This window comes from Streptomyces sp. NPDC047117, assembly GCF_040643545.1.
Taxonomy (GTDB): domain Bacteria; phylum Actinomycetota; class Actinomycetes; order Streptomycetales; family Streptomycetaceae; genus Streptomyces.
In genome coordinates this window covers 189979-203932 of sequence record NZ_JBEYUN010000010.1, presented here as the reverse complement: position 1 = coordinate 203932, position 13954 = coordinate 189979, and the positions used below count along the sequence as shown (strand labels likewise).

The 13954-nt window shown below is 73.7% G+C and carries 11 protein-coding genes; 4 read left to right on the top strand and 7 right to left on the bottom strand.

What is annotated here, in order from left to right:
- Nucleotides 1-106: 106 nt before the first annotated feature.
- From ABZ840_RS21255 to ABZ840_RS21245, 3 genes are all read left to right on the top strand, one after another.
- Nucleotides 107-349: a DUF6411 family protein gene (locus tag ABZ840_RS21255; RefSeq protein WP_361561622.1), complete on the top strand. Its 243-nt coding sequence runs from the start codon at nt 107-109 to the stop codon at nt 347-349.
- 133 nt (nt 350-482) lie between these two features.
- Nucleotides 483-2588 carry a pectinesterase family protein gene (locus ABZ840_RS21250; RefSeq protein WP_361561621.1) on the top strand — a complete coding sequence of 702 codons (2106 nt, stop codon included), beginning with the start codon at nt 483-485 and terminating at the stop codon, nt 2586-2588.
- 122 nt (nt 2589-2710) lie between these two features.
- Nucleotides 2711-3661: a hypothetical protein gene (locus ABZ840_RS21245; protein ID WP_361561620.1), complete on the top strand. Its 951-nt coding sequence runs from the start codon at nt 2711-2713 to the stop codon at nt 3659-3661.
- Here ABZ840_RS21245 and ABZ840_RS21240 read toward each other — a convergent pair.
- The 4 genes from ABZ840_RS21240 to manD form a co-directional block, all read right to left on the bottom strand.
- The gene (locus ABZ840_RS21240; protein ID WP_361561619.1) at nt 3624-4667 is read right to left on the bottom strand and encodes an L-idonate 5-dehydrogenase; all 1044 of its coding nucleotides are present in this window, start codon (nt 4665-4667) and stop codon (nt 3624-3626) included. The two genes, ABZ840_RS21245 and ABZ840_RS21240, sit on opposite strands and share 38 nt — an antisense overlap.
- Nucleotides 4664-6061 carry an MFS transporter gene (locus tag ABZ840_RS21235; protein WP_361561618.1) on the bottom strand — a complete coding sequence of 466 codons (1398 nt, stop codon included), beginning with the start codon at nt 6059-6061 and terminating at the stop codon, nt 4664-4666. The genes ABZ840_RS21240 and ABZ840_RS21235 overlap by 4 nt, the downstream gene beginning before the upstream one ends.
- A 74-nt stretch (nt 6062-6135) precedes the next feature.
- A complete protein-coding gene (locus ABZ840_RS21230) occupies nt 6136-7596 on the bottom strand; it encodes a mannitol dehydrogenase family protein (RefSeq protein ID WP_361561617.1) in 1461 nt (486 codons plus the stop codon).
- A gap of 5 nt (nt 7597-7601) precedes the next feature.
- Nucleotides 7602-8810, bottom strand: coding sequence for a D-mannonate dehydratase ManD (manD, locus tag ABZ840_RS21225; protein WP_361561616.1), 1209 nt, complete (start codon nt 8808-8810; stop codon nt 7602-7604).
- 195 nt (nt 8811-9005) lie between these two features.
- On the opposite strand from manD, the gene ABZ840_RS21220 reads away from it, so the two are divergent.
- Entirely contained in the window at nt 9006-9719 is a 714-nt protein-coding gene (locus ABZ840_RS21220) for a GntR family transcriptional regulator (RefSeq protein ID WP_361561615.1), read from the top strand.
- Between the two features lie 10 nt (nt 9720-9729).
- On the opposite strand, the gene ABZ840_RS21215 is transcribed toward ABZ840_RS21220, so the two are convergent.
- From ABZ840_RS21215 to ABZ840_RS21205, 3 genes are read right to left on the bottom strand one after another with little or no spacing between them, the layout of a single operon-like run.
- Complete coding sequence (locus tag ABZ840_RS21215) at nt 9730-11394, bottom strand: class I adenylate-forming enzyme family protein (RefSeq protein WP_361561614.1); 1665 nt, start codon at nt 11392-11394, stop codon at nt 9730-9732.
- Nucleotides 11391-13085, bottom strand: coding sequence for a CoA transferase (locus ABZ840_RS21210; RefSeq protein WP_361561613.1), 1695 nt, complete (start codon nt 13083-13085; stop codon nt 11391-11393). Before ABZ840_RS21210 ends, ABZ840_RS21215 begins: the two co-directional genes overlap by 4 nt.
- Complete coding sequence (locus ABZ840_RS21205) at nt 13082-13927, bottom strand: methyltransferase domain-containing protein (RefSeq protein WP_361561612.1); 846 nt, start codon at nt 13925-13927, stop codon at nt 13082-13084. The genes ABZ840_RS21210 and ABZ840_RS21205 overlap by 4 nt, the downstream gene beginning before the upstream one ends.
- Between the last annotated feature and the right edge of the window lie 27 nt (nt 13928-13954).

The window sequence follows — 13954 nt, the reverse complement described above, 5'->3', positions numbered from 1 at the left end:
CTGGGCCGGCTGCGGATGGCTTGCCGGTGCCGTACGGCAGTGACCGCGCCGCATGGGCCGGGTCTTGCGGGGCACACGGGACATACGCCTCGACCAAGGAGCCTCCATGATGATTCTCGGCATAGTCGCCGTATGCGTCGTTCTGGCAGTCCTGGCCTTCCTGGTGCCCCGGCTGTCCCGCCACCCGCAGCGTGGCACCCAGCGCACGCTGCACGCCGGGTCGCGGGCCGGCGGCAGGGCCCCCGGCCTCCTGGGCCGAGTCCTCAGCAAGCCCTTCAGCAGCAGTTCCAAGGCAGTGGGCCGCAGCGGCTCGGCCGGCCGGCGCGCCCGCGGCCGGATGCCGTTCTAGTACCTGAACCGGCGACGACCACCGGCCGCTCACCCGGCACTGACCCTCGGCCCGCCCACCCGGCAACCTTTTCCGTCCCACCGGCGACCACTGCCCGAAGAGCCGGACAAGCGACTTCGGGAGAGGCCGGGAGATGGCAACACGACGCGACAGAACACCTCGCGCGCGCAAGGGACGGCACGGGCGGCGCGGAGCAGGTGCCGGGTGGGGCCTGCGAGCGGGCGTGCCGCTGGGCGCGCTCGTCGCCACGGGCCTCGCCTGCGGCGGTGCCTTCGGCGCTTTCGGTGCGACGGGCGCGGAAGCGGTGGAAGGCACCGGCGGCGCCGGGCGGCCCGCCGCGGCGGCCCCCGCCCGGGCCGGGGAGGCGGCGGACGGCTTCGCCTCCGTGAACGCGCTCGGCCAGAACGGCACCTACGGCGGGCGGGACGGGAAGACCGTCACCGTACGGTCGCTCGCCGACCTGGAGAAGTACGCCACCGCCGCGGCGCCGTACGTCATCGTCGTCGACGGCGCGATCACGATGGACCCCAAGGGCAAGGAGATCAAGGTCGCGTCCGACAAGACGATCGTGGGGGCCGGGACCTCCGGCGAGATCGTCGGCGGCGGTTTCTTCCTCGGCCAGGGCGTCCACAACGTGATCATCCGCAACCTCACGATCCGCGACTCCTACGCCGGGACCTGGAACGACAAGGAGCACGACTGGGACGCGGTGCAGATGGACGGCGCGCACCACGTGTGGATCGACCACAACGACCTGCGCCACATGGCCGACGGGCTGATCGACAGCCGCACGGACACCACGTACCTGACGGTCTCCTGGAACCGGCTGGAGAACCACAACAAGGCGTTCGGCATCGGCTGGACCGACAACGTCACGGCCGACATCACCGTCCACCACAACTGGTTCCGCGAGACCGAGCAGCGCAACCCGTCCACGGACAACGTCGCGCACGCGCACCTCTACAACAACTACCTCCAGGACGAGCCGGGCACCGGCATCACGTCCTCGTACGGGAACTACTCCCGCGGCCGGACCAGCATGCTCCTGGAGAACAGCTACTTCGACGGCGTCGACAACCCCGTCATCAAGGACGACACCGCCTCGCTGGTGCAGCGCGGCAACGTCTTCAAGGGCACCGAGGGGCGCAACGAGAGCGGGGGCACGGCCTTCGACCCGAAGACGTACTATCCGTACTCGCTCGACGCTGCGGCCGATGTGCCCGGCCTCGTCAAAGCCGGCTCCGGGCCGCGTGCCACGCTGGGCACCGAGGCGACCCCCGCGGCCGCCACCCTCACCGTTGCCGCGGACGGCAGTGGGCAGTACCGCACCGTGCAGGCCGCCGTGGACGCCGTGCCGTCCGGCAACACCGCGCGGATCGTCATCGCCGTCAAGCCGGGCACGTACCGGGAGGCGGTGAAGGTGCCGGCGAACAAGCCGCACGTCACGATCCAGGGCACCGGACCGGCCGCGGCGGACGCGCAGATCGTCGAGGGCCGGTCGGCGGGGACGGCCAAGCCGGGCGGCGGTACGTACGGCACCTCCGGCAGCGCCACCCTCGCCGTCGAGGCCGACGACTTCCAGCTGCGCAACCTCACCGTCAGCAACGACTTCGACGAGGCCGCCCACCAGGGCCAGGAGGGCCACCAGGCGGTCGCGTTGCGTACCGCGGCGGACAAGGTGGTGCTCCGGCAGATCGTCGTCAAGGGCGACCAGGACACCCTGCTCCTCGACACCGCCGCGAAGGACAAGCGCGGGCGGGTGTACGTCGACCGGTCCACGGTCGTCGGCAACGTCGACTTCGTCTTCGGCCGGGCCACCGCCGTGATCGACCGGTCCGTCCTCACCCTGAAGAAGCGCTGGGACGGGACGTCGGCGGGGTATGTCACCGCGCCGTCCACGGCCGCCGGGAACAAGGGCTTCCTGATCATTGGCTCGGCCGTCGAGGGCGGCGTCGGCGACCGCAGCCACTACCTCGGACGGCCCTGGCACGCGGGCGGCGACGCCACCCTCGACCCCCAGACCGTCGTCCGCGACACCCGCCTGAGCGCCGCGGTGAAGACCGCTCCCTGGACGGACATGGGCGGCTTCTCCTGGAAGGACGACCGCTTCGCCGAATACGCCAACACCGGCCCGGGCGCGGGCCCGGCCGGTGCGGACCGCCCCCAGCTGACGGATCAGCAGGCGACCGCGTACGAGAGCGCCGACTGGCTGGGAGACTGGAGGCCGTCCGCGTCCTAGCCGGCCCAAGGCGCAGCTCCCCGGCTCGTCACGCTTCGCGGCTCGCTCCTTGTGGAGCGGGCCGTAACCTCCTCCATCAGCCTTTCGTTTCAGATGATGTGACAAGTACGACCGTCGGAGCGGTGGCTCCGCCGGAGGCGGGCGCGCCGGACGGCGCCTGTCTGGGAACGGGCTGGAGCGCCGTCGCGTCGGCGCCCGCCAACTCGCAGCTCGCGGGCGTCCTGGCAGGCTTCGTGTTCGCGGGATTCGTCATGATCCTCACCGAACGCAGAATGAGCCCGCTCCGGACCGCCACCCTCCGATTGTTCATCGCCGGATTCATCGTCCTGGCCCTCGACAGCTATGCCTTCTCGCTGCTCACCGGTGACGTCGCGGAGCAGGCGTGCGGCCGCGTGTGGACCGAGTCCCTCATCGCCAGCGGCATGCTGGTCGTCGGTGCCGTCGCCGTCATCAGCGGCATGTCGTGGCTGCTCGCCTCGTACGTCGAGGTGCAGAGCGACGAGGAGCCGGACGGGGGCACGGCCACCGCCGACGGACACCAGGAGGCCATGCGCACCCTGGAGCGGCTGCTCCGCAGATCCGTCTACGGCATCACGACACTGACCGTGCTGCTGCTCTCCACGGCCGCGCACGACTACGTCAACGTGGTGTTCGGCGGCCGGCAGCCGCCGGGCTGGGCATCATGGGTGTCGCCCCTGTACGTGCTGCTGGTCGGTACCGCGATGATCGTGACGGTGTGGCGGCGGCAGCGGAGACGGACGCGGCGGGCCGGGGAGCCGGCGGCGCCGCCGCGCAATGAACTGCCCATCGCCTTCACCTGCGCGGTCTCCTACGCGGTCCTGGGCACGGCGGCGATCGGCGTCACCACCAGTACGCCGGTCAGCGCCTGGAACCCGGTCCCCGAGGCGGTGGCCGCCTGCACGGTCGGGGTCGTGCTGATCATGCCCGTCCCGACCGTGCTCGCCCTCATCTACGCCATGCCCCGCTCGGCACCCCGGCTGCCCGGCCCGCGGACCTCACCGGACTCCGGGACGTTCACCGACCCGGAGTCCGCAGGTCCAGACGGAGCATGACCTTGCTGCTGCCGCTCCTCCGGTCGGCGGCGACGGCCAGCGCCCGGTCCGCCTCCGCCAGGCCGAAGCGGTGGCTGATGACGGGGGACACGTCGAGGCCCTGTCGCAGGGCTTCGAGCGCGTCGTCGATCTCCTCGGCGAAGCGGTACGAGCCGACCCAGGTGATCTCGCGGGTGACGAGGTCGCCGAGGGCCGCGGGCGCCGCCGCGCCGGGGAGGTTGCCGACCTGGACGAGCGTGCCGCCGCGAGCGGTCGCCCGGAGAACGGGGCCCAGCGCGGCAGGGGCGCCGGACGCCTCGAAGACCAGCTCCACGTCGTCGGGGAGCGCGGCGCCCTGCCCGAGGTCGACGGTCTCGTCCGCGCCCATGGCCCGCGCCACCGCGAGGGAGGCGGCGGAGAGGTCCGCGGCGATCACCGTGCCGGCACCGCGGTGCTTGGCCGCGGCCACCACCAGGGAGCCGATCGGCCCGGCCCCATTGACCAGTACGGTCTTGCCGCGGACGTCCCCGGCCCGGTGCACGGCGTGCAGGGCGACGGCCAACGGCTCGGCGAGCGCGCCGTGTTCGGTGGACACGTTCTCCGGCAGCGGCCGGACCTGCGCCGCGCGGACCACCCGGTACTCGCTGAACCCGCCGTCGGTGTGCGGATGGAAGGCGGCCGACCCGAAGTAGCGGATGCGGGGGTGCAGGTTGGTCCGGCCGGCGAGCCGCTCGGGCAGCGGCTCGTCGCCGACCGGCGTGGCCGGGTGGACGGTGACCGCCAGGCCCTCCGTCAGGCCGGTGACGCCGTCGCCGAGGGCGGCGATCCGGCCGGCGACCTCGTGGCCGAGCACCAGCGGGTCCTTGAGGACGGCCGTACCGGTTCCGCCGTGCTTCCAGTAGCCGATGTCGGAGCCGCAGATCCCGCCCCACTCCATGGCGAGCAGCACCTCGCCGGGGCCCGGCACGGGGTCCGGGCGGTCGTCGATCCGGAGGTCGCCGGGGCCGTGGACGACAACAGACTTCATACGGCGTCCTCCAGACGCACCAGGTCACGCCCGCGCGTTTCGGGGGCGAGGACGATCGAGACGAGGGTGATGAGCGAGTAGACGATCAGCATCGCCGCGACGGGCCACCAGCTGCCGGTGACGGCGGTGAGGGTGGCCGCGACGACGGGGCCGATGGCGGTGGCGAGGATGCCGCCGATCTCCTTGGCCAGCGCGAGCTGGGTGAAGCGGGTCCGGGCGCCGAACAGTTCGGCCATGGTCACGCTCTCGAGCGAGAACAGTCCCAGGACGCCGACGTTGAGGCCGATGATCATGCCGGCCATGACGCCGGCCGTGCTGCCGGAGGCGATCAGCAGCATCACCGGGAACGCCAGCACCATGGTGAGCACCGTGAGCGCGATGTAGAGCGGGCGGCGGCCGAACCGGTCGCCGAGCAGGCCGATCAGTGGCACGGTGGCGAAGCCCAGCAGCGAGCCCCAGACGATGGCGTCGGTCGGCACGGATCGGTCGGCGCCCAGCGTGGTGGCGATGTAGCCGACGAGGAAGGTCTGGACGAGGCCGGAGTTGCCGGCCTGACCGAAGCGCAGCCCCAGGGAGAGGAAGAACGCCTTGCCCTTGCGCTGGCGGATGCCGGCTTCGAGGACGCTCTGCTGCTGCTCCTCGACGGTGTCGTGGGCGACGGCGGTGGCTACCTCGGCGCGGGACATCGCCACGCCGTCCACGACGTCGGCCCGCTCCTCGAAGACCGGGCTCTCCTTGAGGTTCCGGCGCAGCCAGACGGCGAAGAGCATGAGGGCGAAGCTCAGCAGGAACGGCAGCCGCCAGCCCCAGGAGACCAGCTGCTCCTCGCTCAGCACGGCGAGCAGGACGGCCCACAGGCCGGAGGCGGCCAGGGTGCCGGAGTTGGTGCCGAGGGAGACCAGGGAGGAGATCAGTCCGCGGCGCTTGGCGGGCGCGTACTCGGCGAGCATGACCGTCGCGCCGGCGATCTCGGCGCCGGCTCCGAAGCCCTGGACGAGGCGCAGCGCCACCAGGAGGATCGGCGCGAAGATGCCGATCATGCCGTACGTGGGGAGCACGCCGATCAGCGTGGTCGAGGCGCCCATCAGCAGGATGGTGAGGAAGAGGACCTTCTTGCGGCCGATGCGGTCGCCCATCCGGCCGAAGTACAGGGCGCCGGCGAGCCGGGCCACGTAGCCGACGCCGTAGGTGGCCATGGCGGCGATCAGGCCGATGGCGGGGCTGACGTCGGGGAAGAAGATCTTGTTGAAGACGATGGCGGCCGCCAGCGAGTACAGCTGGAAGTCCATGAACTCCATGGCGGTACCGAGCCAGCCGGATACGGCTGCCCTGGTGAGGTCGCGGGTCGTTCTCCGCGCGGGGCTGTTCGGCTCCGTCTGTGTCGTGTCCGTCATGAGGAACTCCGTTGTTCTCTGGCCGTGCGGGAGCGGGCGGTACGGGGCTTTCGGGGGCCTGTTCTGGTGGCGGGTCAGATCTCCACGCGGCCGGCGCGCAGGGCCGGGAGCCGGGCGGCGACGGCGGTGACCAGACCGGGGTCGGCGGCCAGGTCCGTGGCGCCGAGCGTGTGGAGCAGCCGGCGGACCGTGTCCTCGGGGCCCGTGCCCTCCTGCCAGCAGCGGCGGAGGGCCGCGGCGGCGGGGTCGGTCGTGCCGAACAGCTGGCCGCCGTCGGCGGCGGGTCGGGTGGCGTTGGCCCAGGCGGCGAGGGCGAGTTCGAGCACCGGTGTGGCGGCGGAGGCGGCCCGCAGCGTCCGCAGGGCGTCGAGCCACCGTTCCGGGATCTTCAGGGACCCGTCGGAGCCGATCTGGCGCAGCAGGTGCCGGATGCCGGGGTTGCCGAACCGCTGGACCAGGTCCTCGGCGTACGCGGCCGGGTCGGGGCCGCCGGCGGGCAGCGTCGGGGCGATCTCGGCGCACAGGGACCGGACGAGCCGCTCGCCCCAGCCGGCCGCCATGGCGTCGGCGACGGTCGTACGGCCTGCCGCCGCGCCCAGGTAGGCCAGCGCCGAGTGGCAGCCGTTGAGCAGCCGCAACTTGGTGAGCTGGTACGGCACGACATCGGGTACGAACAGGGCTCCGTCCAGCTCCCACGGGGGCCGCGGGCCGGCGAAGGAGTCCTCCAGGACCCACTGCCGGTACGGCTCGCCGACGACCGGCAGCGCGTCGTGCACCCCGAGCGCGGCGCGCGCCGCCTGCCGGTCCGCTTCGGTGGTCGCGGGCACGATGCGGTCCACGATCGTCGAGGGGAACGCGACCGAGGCGGCCATCCAGTCCAGTACGGCCTGCCGGTCCGGCCACGGCGCCGCCGCGACGAAGTCGCGTACCACCCGGCCGAGCGCGGCGCCGTTGGCCGCCATGTTGTCGCAGGACACGACGGTGACGGGGGCCCCGCCGGCGCGCATCCGCGCGGCGAGGCCGGCGGCGATCCGGCCGACGACGGTGGTGAGCGCCGCGGTGTCCGCCGCGGCGAGGTCGGCGGCGACCGCGGGCGCCGCGGTGTCCAGCGCACCGGTGTCCGCGCGGCGGTGGTAGCCCTTCTCGGTGATGGTCAGGGTCAGCACGGAGACGTCGGGCGCGGCGAGCAGCGCGTCGAGCCGTGCGGCGCCGGGCCGCATGCCCAGCGCCTCGACGATCGCCCCGGACACCCGGGTGACGGTGTCCGCGGGGTGCAGCTCGGTCAGCGAGTAGAGGCAGTCCTGGGCCCGCAGTTCCGCCGCGGTCCCGGCCGAACGCGGGGCGACGGCGACAATGCCCCAGGGCTCCCCGGAGCGGTACGCGGCGTTCTCCGTGTAGCGGGCCTGGTGCGCCCGGTGGAAGGCGCCGAGCCCGAAGTGGACGATGCGGGGCCGGAGTTCGCGCGGGTCGACGGGCGGCCGCAGGTGCTCCGGGACGCGGGGCAGGGCGGCCAGGTTCAGTACGGGGGAGGTCATGGCGGTCACCAGTCGTGCACGGAGCCGTCGAGGCGGCGCGCGACGGGCAGGTAGCGGGCCTGGTACGGGAAGCGCTCGGCGGCCTTCTCGTCGTACTCGACGCCGAGGCCGGGCTCCTCGGACACGTGCAGCATGCCGTCGGCGAACGTCACCCCGCTGCGGAAGACCTCGCCGGTCTCGTCGGCGTGCTCCATGTACTCCTGGATGCCGAAGTTGGGGACCGCGGTGTCGAGGTGGACGGCCGCCGCGAGGGTGACGGGCGAGAGGTCGGTCGCGCCGTGCGAGCCGGTCCTGACCTGGTACAGCGCGGCCAGGTCGAAGATGCGGCGCAGGTGCGTGATGCCGCCCGCGTGCACGACGCTGGTGCGGACGTAGTCGATCAGCTGCTCGGTGATCAGGTGCTGGACGTCCCAGATCGAGTTCAGTACCTCGCCCACGGCGAGGGGCGTCGTGGTGTGCTGCCGGATCAGCCGGAACGACTCCTGGTTCTCGACCGGCGTCGGGTCCTCCATCCAGAACAGCCGGCAGTCCTCGACCTGCTTGCCGAAGCGGGCCGCCTCGATCGGGGTGAGCCGGTGGTGGACGTCGTGCAGCAGGTGGAAGCCGAAGCCGAAGCGCTCGCGGACCGCCTCCAGGTAGGTGGGCGCGAAACGCAGGTACGCCTCGGTGTCCCAGGGCTGCTCCTCGGGCAGCGCGCTCGCGGCCGGCTCGTAGACCTTGCCCTTGCGCACTCCGTAGGTGCCGCCGACGTCCGGGACGGCGGCCTGGGCGCGTACGGCCTTGTAGCCGAGGTCGAGGAAGCGGTCGACGTCGTCGAGGAGGGCGGGGGTGTCCGCGCCGCTGGCGTGCCCGTAGACCATGACGCCGTCGCGCGAGCGGCCGCCGAGCAGCTGGTAGACGGGCAGGCCCGCGACCTTGCCCTTGATGTCCCACAGGGCGGTGTCGACGGCGGCGATGGCGGTCATGGTGACCGGGCCGCGGCGCCAGTACGCGCCCCGGTACAGGTACTGCCAGATGTCCTCGATGCGGGCCGGGTCCCTGCCGATCAGCAGGGGGACGAGGTGGTCCTGCAGGTAGCCGGCCACGGCCAGCTCGCGGCCGTTCAGCGTGGCGTCGCCCAGGCCGGTCACGCCGTCCGACGTGGTGATGCGCAGGGTGACGAAAGTCCGCCCCGGTGAGGCGACGAAGACCTCGGCACGCTCGATCTTGCTCACAGAAATCTTGCTCCTTCGGAATCCGCATCGCGGCCGGTGGCCTGCGCCGATCCGGGCGTACGGCACACGTCGCCCCGGGGCGACTGGTCGACCAGTACTGGTATACAAGCATTGGTCGTACAGGTGCGCAATACTTTGGAAACATCGATCGACCTGCGGGACGGCGAGAGCGGCGCGCCCCGATACGATGAGCGCATGGCCCGATCGAACCGGCAGCGAACCAGTCGCCGCGCCGTCTACGAGACGCTGCGCCGCAAGGTGCTGACCCTTGAGCTCCCGCCGGGCGCCGCGCTGTCCGAGAACGAGCTCGGGGCGTCCCTCGGGGTGAGCCGGACCCCGGTCAGGGAGAGCCTGATCCTGCTGGCCCAGGAGGGCCTGGTGCAGATCTTTCCGCAGGTCGGGTCCTTCGTCTCCCGCGTCGACCCGGCCAGGGTGGCCGACGCGCAGTTCCTGCGGGAGGCCGTGGAGCTGGCGGCCCTGGACGACCTCCCGGCCGAGCTCGACCCCGAGCTGGTCGAGGAGCTGCGCCGCAATCTCGCGGAGCAGCGGCGGCCGGGCCTGGGCCTGGAGGAGTTCTTCGAGCTGGACGAGACCTTCCACCACGCCCTGCTGCGGCTGAGCGGCCACGGCAGCGCCTGGGCCACCGTCGTCTCGGCCAAGGGCCACCTGGACCGGGCGCGCCGGCTCGGCCTCTACGAGACCGCCTCGCCGGACGGGTTCGCCGCCCAGCACGTCGAGATCTTCGACGCGGTGCTCGCGGGCGACGCGGCCCTGGTCCGCTCGGCCATGCGCACCCACCTCCGGGCCGTCTTCGACGACGTCGAACGCGTCCGGGCCCGCTCCCCGGAACTCTTCGCGACGGACACCGGCTCCGTCCCGGTACGCCGCAACGTCGTCGTCTGGGAGTGACGGGCCGCCCTCAGCGACGCCGTACGGGGAGCGGCAGCCCGGCGGCGCGGGAGGCCAGCGTGCGGCGGCAGACCTTTCCGGTCGCGCCGAGCGGCATCTCGCCGACGCTGAGCAGGAGTTCGGGGAACTTGCGGCGTTCCAGGCCGCGGTCCGCCAGGAAAGCGGTGAGCGCCGCCAGCGTCAGCGCGGGCGCGCCGGGCGTTCCGCGTACGCAGGCGCACAGCCGCTCGCCCAGCTCGGGATCGGGTACGGCGACACACGCGACCTCGGCGACGGCGGGATGGGCCGCCACCTCCCGCTCCACCTCGGCGGGGCTGATGTTCCAGCCGCCGCGTACGACCAGCTGCCGGAGCCTGCCGAGTACGTGCAGCCGTCCGGCGGTGTCCAGCAGCCCGCGGTCGCCGGTGCGCACCCAGCCCGTCGCGCTGCGGTAGCGCGCGTCGAGGTCCGGGCTCGCGACGTAGCACAGCGGGGTCATCGGGCCCCTGGCGAGGATCTCGCCGGGCCGCCCCGGGCCGAGGACGGTGCCGTCCTCGGCGGTGATGCGGATCTCCGCGACCGCCGGGTCGGGGCGGCCGGTACCGGTCTCCGGAGTGAGGCCGGTCGCCGCGGTGTGGCAGTTGACGCCGTCGGAGGAGCCGTACACGGCGATGACCGGGCGGCCGAAGCGCCGTCGGCAAGCATCCGCCGTGGCCGGCGGGAGGGCGGCGCCGCTGGCGACGAGTGCCCGCAGGCCGGTGAGGTCCTCGCCGGGGAGCGGCGGGTGGTCGGCGAGGCGGCGGAGCATGGTCGGCACGCCGAGGACGTGGGTCGGACGGTGCTCGGTGATCATGCGGAGGGCGCCGGCCGGGTCGAAGGAGTCCTGCACGAGGAGGGTGCCGCCGAGCGCGGCGACCGTGACGGGCGTCCCGCAGGAGCCGAACGACGAGGCGAGCGGGACGAGGACGAGATGCCGGGGCGGCGTGCCGTCGGTGTGCAGCGCGCGTACGTACGCGGCCCGGCCGCCCGCCATCGCGTTGTGCGAGTAGGCGACCATCTTCGGCTCGGCCTCGGAGCCGGAGGAGACCAGGATGCGGGCGGGGGACTCGGGACCGGGGGCGGCCGGGCGCCAGTCAGGGGGCGGTGTGCTGTGGTGCTCGTCGCCGGGGGAGGGGAGCGGCCGGACACCGGGAGCGGCGTCACCGGTGGTGAACACCGTACGCAGGTAAGGTAGTTGACCCCGCAGGGCGAGGTCGTCCGGGGAGGAGAAGACAGCGCCGCGAGCGCGGGCGCGGCCGAGCAGGTTCACCGTGTCGCGTGTGCCGCGGCCCGGCGGGTACGGCAGGGACACGGCGCCGATCGCGGCCACCGCCAGCTCGGCCACCACCGCGTCCCGCCCGTTGGGCAGCCGGATCGCGACGATGTCCCGTGCGCCCAGCCCGGCTGCGGTGAACGCGGCTGCCGTGCACCGCACGCGGGCGGCGAGCGCGGCGTAGTCCAGCACGCCCGCCGCGTCGATGACCGCTTCCCGGCCGGGGTGCCGGCGCGCGTGCCCGGCGAAAAGGGCGTACAGATCCCGGTCCGGGCAGTGGCCGTCGGCGGCCCACGCGCGGCGGTACCGCGCCGACACCAGGTCGGGGACGGCGATCCCGTCCCGCGAGGTCCATACCGTCGCCGGGGCTTCCGCGGTGGTCATGTGAACTCCCATGGGGTGCGCGGGAACACGTGCTCGGCGCTCGCGAGGACCCGGTGGAAGGCCGGGGCGCGGGGCAGGTCCCGCAGGTCGGTGCAGACCGGCGTCGCCGTCAGGCCCGCCTCGTGCAGCAGCGGCGACCAGTAGCCCGTCGGCCGCAGCCGGAAGCGGAGCAGCGTCGTGGCGAGGTCAGCCGACGTGCCCGGTCCGGTGAGCCGGGCGACCAGCTCCGGCCGGGCGCGGGCGCCGGGGCCCAGCGCGAGATAGCCGTCCGCGGTACGCAACGGGTGGTCCAGCGGCGTCCATTCGACCCGGCGCCGGCGGCGGGGGATCACCGCGGCGGCGGACAGCAGCGAGGAGTCCACGCGCCCGCCGTGACCGGTCCGGACGCGGGTCAGCAGCGCCGCGAGCACGCCCTGCGCCGACACCAGTCCGCCCAGCACGTCGGTGAGCGTCATCAGGGAGGGGACGGGCATCTCCTCGGCGGGGCGGAGCGCCGCCGCCAGGCCGCTGCGGGCCTGCACCAGATAGTCGGTGCCGACCGGCGGCCTCGGCCCGAGCGCGTCGCCCCAGCCCGAGGCCCAGGCGTACACCAGGCCGGGGCGGGTGCGGCGCAGGTCGTCGGCGTCCAGCCGGAGTTGGGCCGCCTTGCCCGGTGCCCAGTTGTGCAGGAAGACATCGGCCCGGGCGACCAGGTCGTGGACCTCGCGCCGCCCGGCGTCGGTCGTGATGTCGATCTCCGCGACGGTCTTGTCCGCGTTGAGCGCGCTGAACCGCGCCGAGCAGGTGCCCGCCATCGGCGGGATGCCGCGCATCGGGTCGCCGCCCGGCGGTTCGACGCGCATCACCTGCGCGCCCAGCAGCCGCAGGACGTGCCCGGCGAGCGGGCCCTGCACCCGCCGCGTCGACTCCACGACGCGCAGGCCGTCGAGCGGCCGCTCCCGCGCCGGGAGTGGGCGGCCGGCCGCCCGCTCCGGGAACGGCGTCCGGGTCCACGGCCGGATGCCCATCGGGGGGAACGGGTCCTCCCGGACGGTCAGCACGCTGACGCCCACCTGCCCCGCGGCGTGCCGTACGGTCCGGAACGGTACGCGCGCCACCGCCTCGTGCAGGCCGAGGGGCAGAGGGCAGGTGGCGGTGGCGAAGCGCTGCTGGAAGGGGAGCCAGCCGCGGCTGACGTCGGCCGGGGGCGCGCCGAGCAGCCGCCAGAAAGCCTGCCAGCGGTGCGGGTCCAGGGTCTCGAACTCGAAGAGCACCCCGTCGGACGTGGTCCACGAGCAGTCGCCCGGTGGGAAGGGCTCGGGCGGGCCGTCGTCGGCGGTCGCGGCGGCGAGGTACTGCGTGACGGAGAGCAGCGCGGCCTGGGCGACCGAGGTACGGACCGCGTCCAGCGCGAGCCCCCGGGAGCGCGCGATCAGGACGGCCAGGGCGCCCTGCGCGGCCAGCACACCGGCCACGGCCGAGGCGTAGTCGACGGCGAGCGGCGCGGGGCGGCCGCCCGCGCGGCCGTGGACGTGCATGATGCCGCAGGCCGCCTGCACGGCGCGCTCCTCCGACAGCGGCAGGCCGACCGGGCCCGCCCAGTCGATCTCGTACGGGGGCCGGCCAGCCCGGGGCGCGTCCGCGAGGTCCAGGGCGCGGGCCGCGACGCGCTCCGCGACCGCGGCCTCGGCGTGCGGCGCCGGTCCGGTCATGAACCGGCTCCCGGCAGGGGACGGCGCCCTTGCGTCGAGTACAGGATGCTGGACGCCGCGCGGAAGGACGGGTCCCGCATCAGGGCCCTGACTTCTTCCAGCTGGCCCTCGGTCATGCCCTCGGCGAGCAGTTTGCCGCGCAGGTGGTAGGTGTGGTGCAGCTGGAGCCGGAGGCCCGCCGAATCGGCGTGCCGCAGCTCGATGAAGGGCCGCGGATCGATGTCGACGAGCCCGGCGGCCCGCATGGCGGCCGGTACCCGGCGCCCCCAGTGCGGGTCGCCGCCGCCGGCCCGCATCGCCGCTGCCTTGGCCCGCAGGAAGGTGGAGTACAGCTCCGCGGCGCGGGTGTCCGGGGCGAGCAGGGGCGGCTCGTAGGAGGTGTCGAACTCGTCGATCTGGAGCACGCCGCCCGGCTTGAGCGCGCGTACCAGCTTGTCGAGCACGGCCAGGCGCTCGGGGAGGTGCTGGAGGACGAGGCGGGCCACGACGAGGTCGAAGGCCGCTTCGGGCAGCGGGTCGGTGACCACGTCGTGCTGTGCCACGACCAGACGCGGTGTCTCGACGATGTGGTGCGGCTTGACGTCGGTGGCCAGGACCTCGCCGGTCGGGTCGACCCGGCCGGCCAGCCAGCGGGCCACGCTGCCGCCGCCCGAACCGACCTCCAGGCACCGCCAGCCGTCCCCGACACCCGTCGCGGCCAGCCGCTCCAGGGTCACCGGGTCGTACGCGGCGGCCAGGCAGCGGTGCTGCTCCCGGCTGTGGGCGCTGTCGTTGTCGAAGACGTAACCGGGCACGGTCTCCAGGGACTGGCGCAGGGTGCTCTCCGCCTCTCTGCGGTACATGGGTTCGGTCCTCCTTCCTGCCGGGGC

Excerpts from the sequence above, each read along its gene's own strand:
- ABZ840_RS21255 (WP_361561622.1), top strand. The coding sequence starts at position 107 with ATGATGATTCTCGGCATAGTCGCCGTATGCGTCGTTCTGGCAGTCCTG.
- ABZ840_RS21250 (WP_361561621.1), top strand. The coding sequence starts at position 483 with ATGGCAACACGACGCGACAGAACACCTCGCGCGCGCAAGGGACGGCAC.
- ABZ840_RS21240 (WP_361561619.1), bottom strand. The coding sequence starts at position 4,667 with ATGAAGTCTGTTGTCGTCCACGGCCCCGGCGACCTCCGGATCGACGAC.
- ABZ840_RS21235 (WP_361561618.1), bottom strand. The coding sequence starts at position 6,061 with ATGACGGACACGACACAGACGGAGCCGAACAGCCCCGCGCGGAGAACG.
- ABZ840_RS21230 (WP_361561617.1), bottom strand. The coding sequence starts at position 7,596 with ATGACCTCCCCCGTACTGAACCTGGCCGCCCTGCCCCGCGTCCCGGAG.
- ABZ840_RS21220 (WP_361561615.1), top strand. The coding sequence starts at position 9,006 with ATGGCCCGATCGAACCGGCAGCGAACCAGTCGCCGCGCCGTCTACGAG.
- ABZ840_RS21215 (WP_361561614.1), bottom strand. The coding sequence starts at position 11,394 with ATGACCACCGCGGAAGCCCCGGCGACGGTATGGACCTCGCGGGACGGG.
- ABZ840_RS21210 (WP_361561613.1), bottom strand. The coding sequence starts at position 13,085 with ATGACCGGACCGGCGCCGCACGCCGAGGCCGCGGTCGCGGAGCGCGTC.
- ABZ840_RS21205 (WP_361561612.1), bottom strand. The coding sequence starts at position 13,927 with ATGTACCGCAGAGAGGCGGAGAGCACCCTGCGCCAGTCCCTGGAGACC.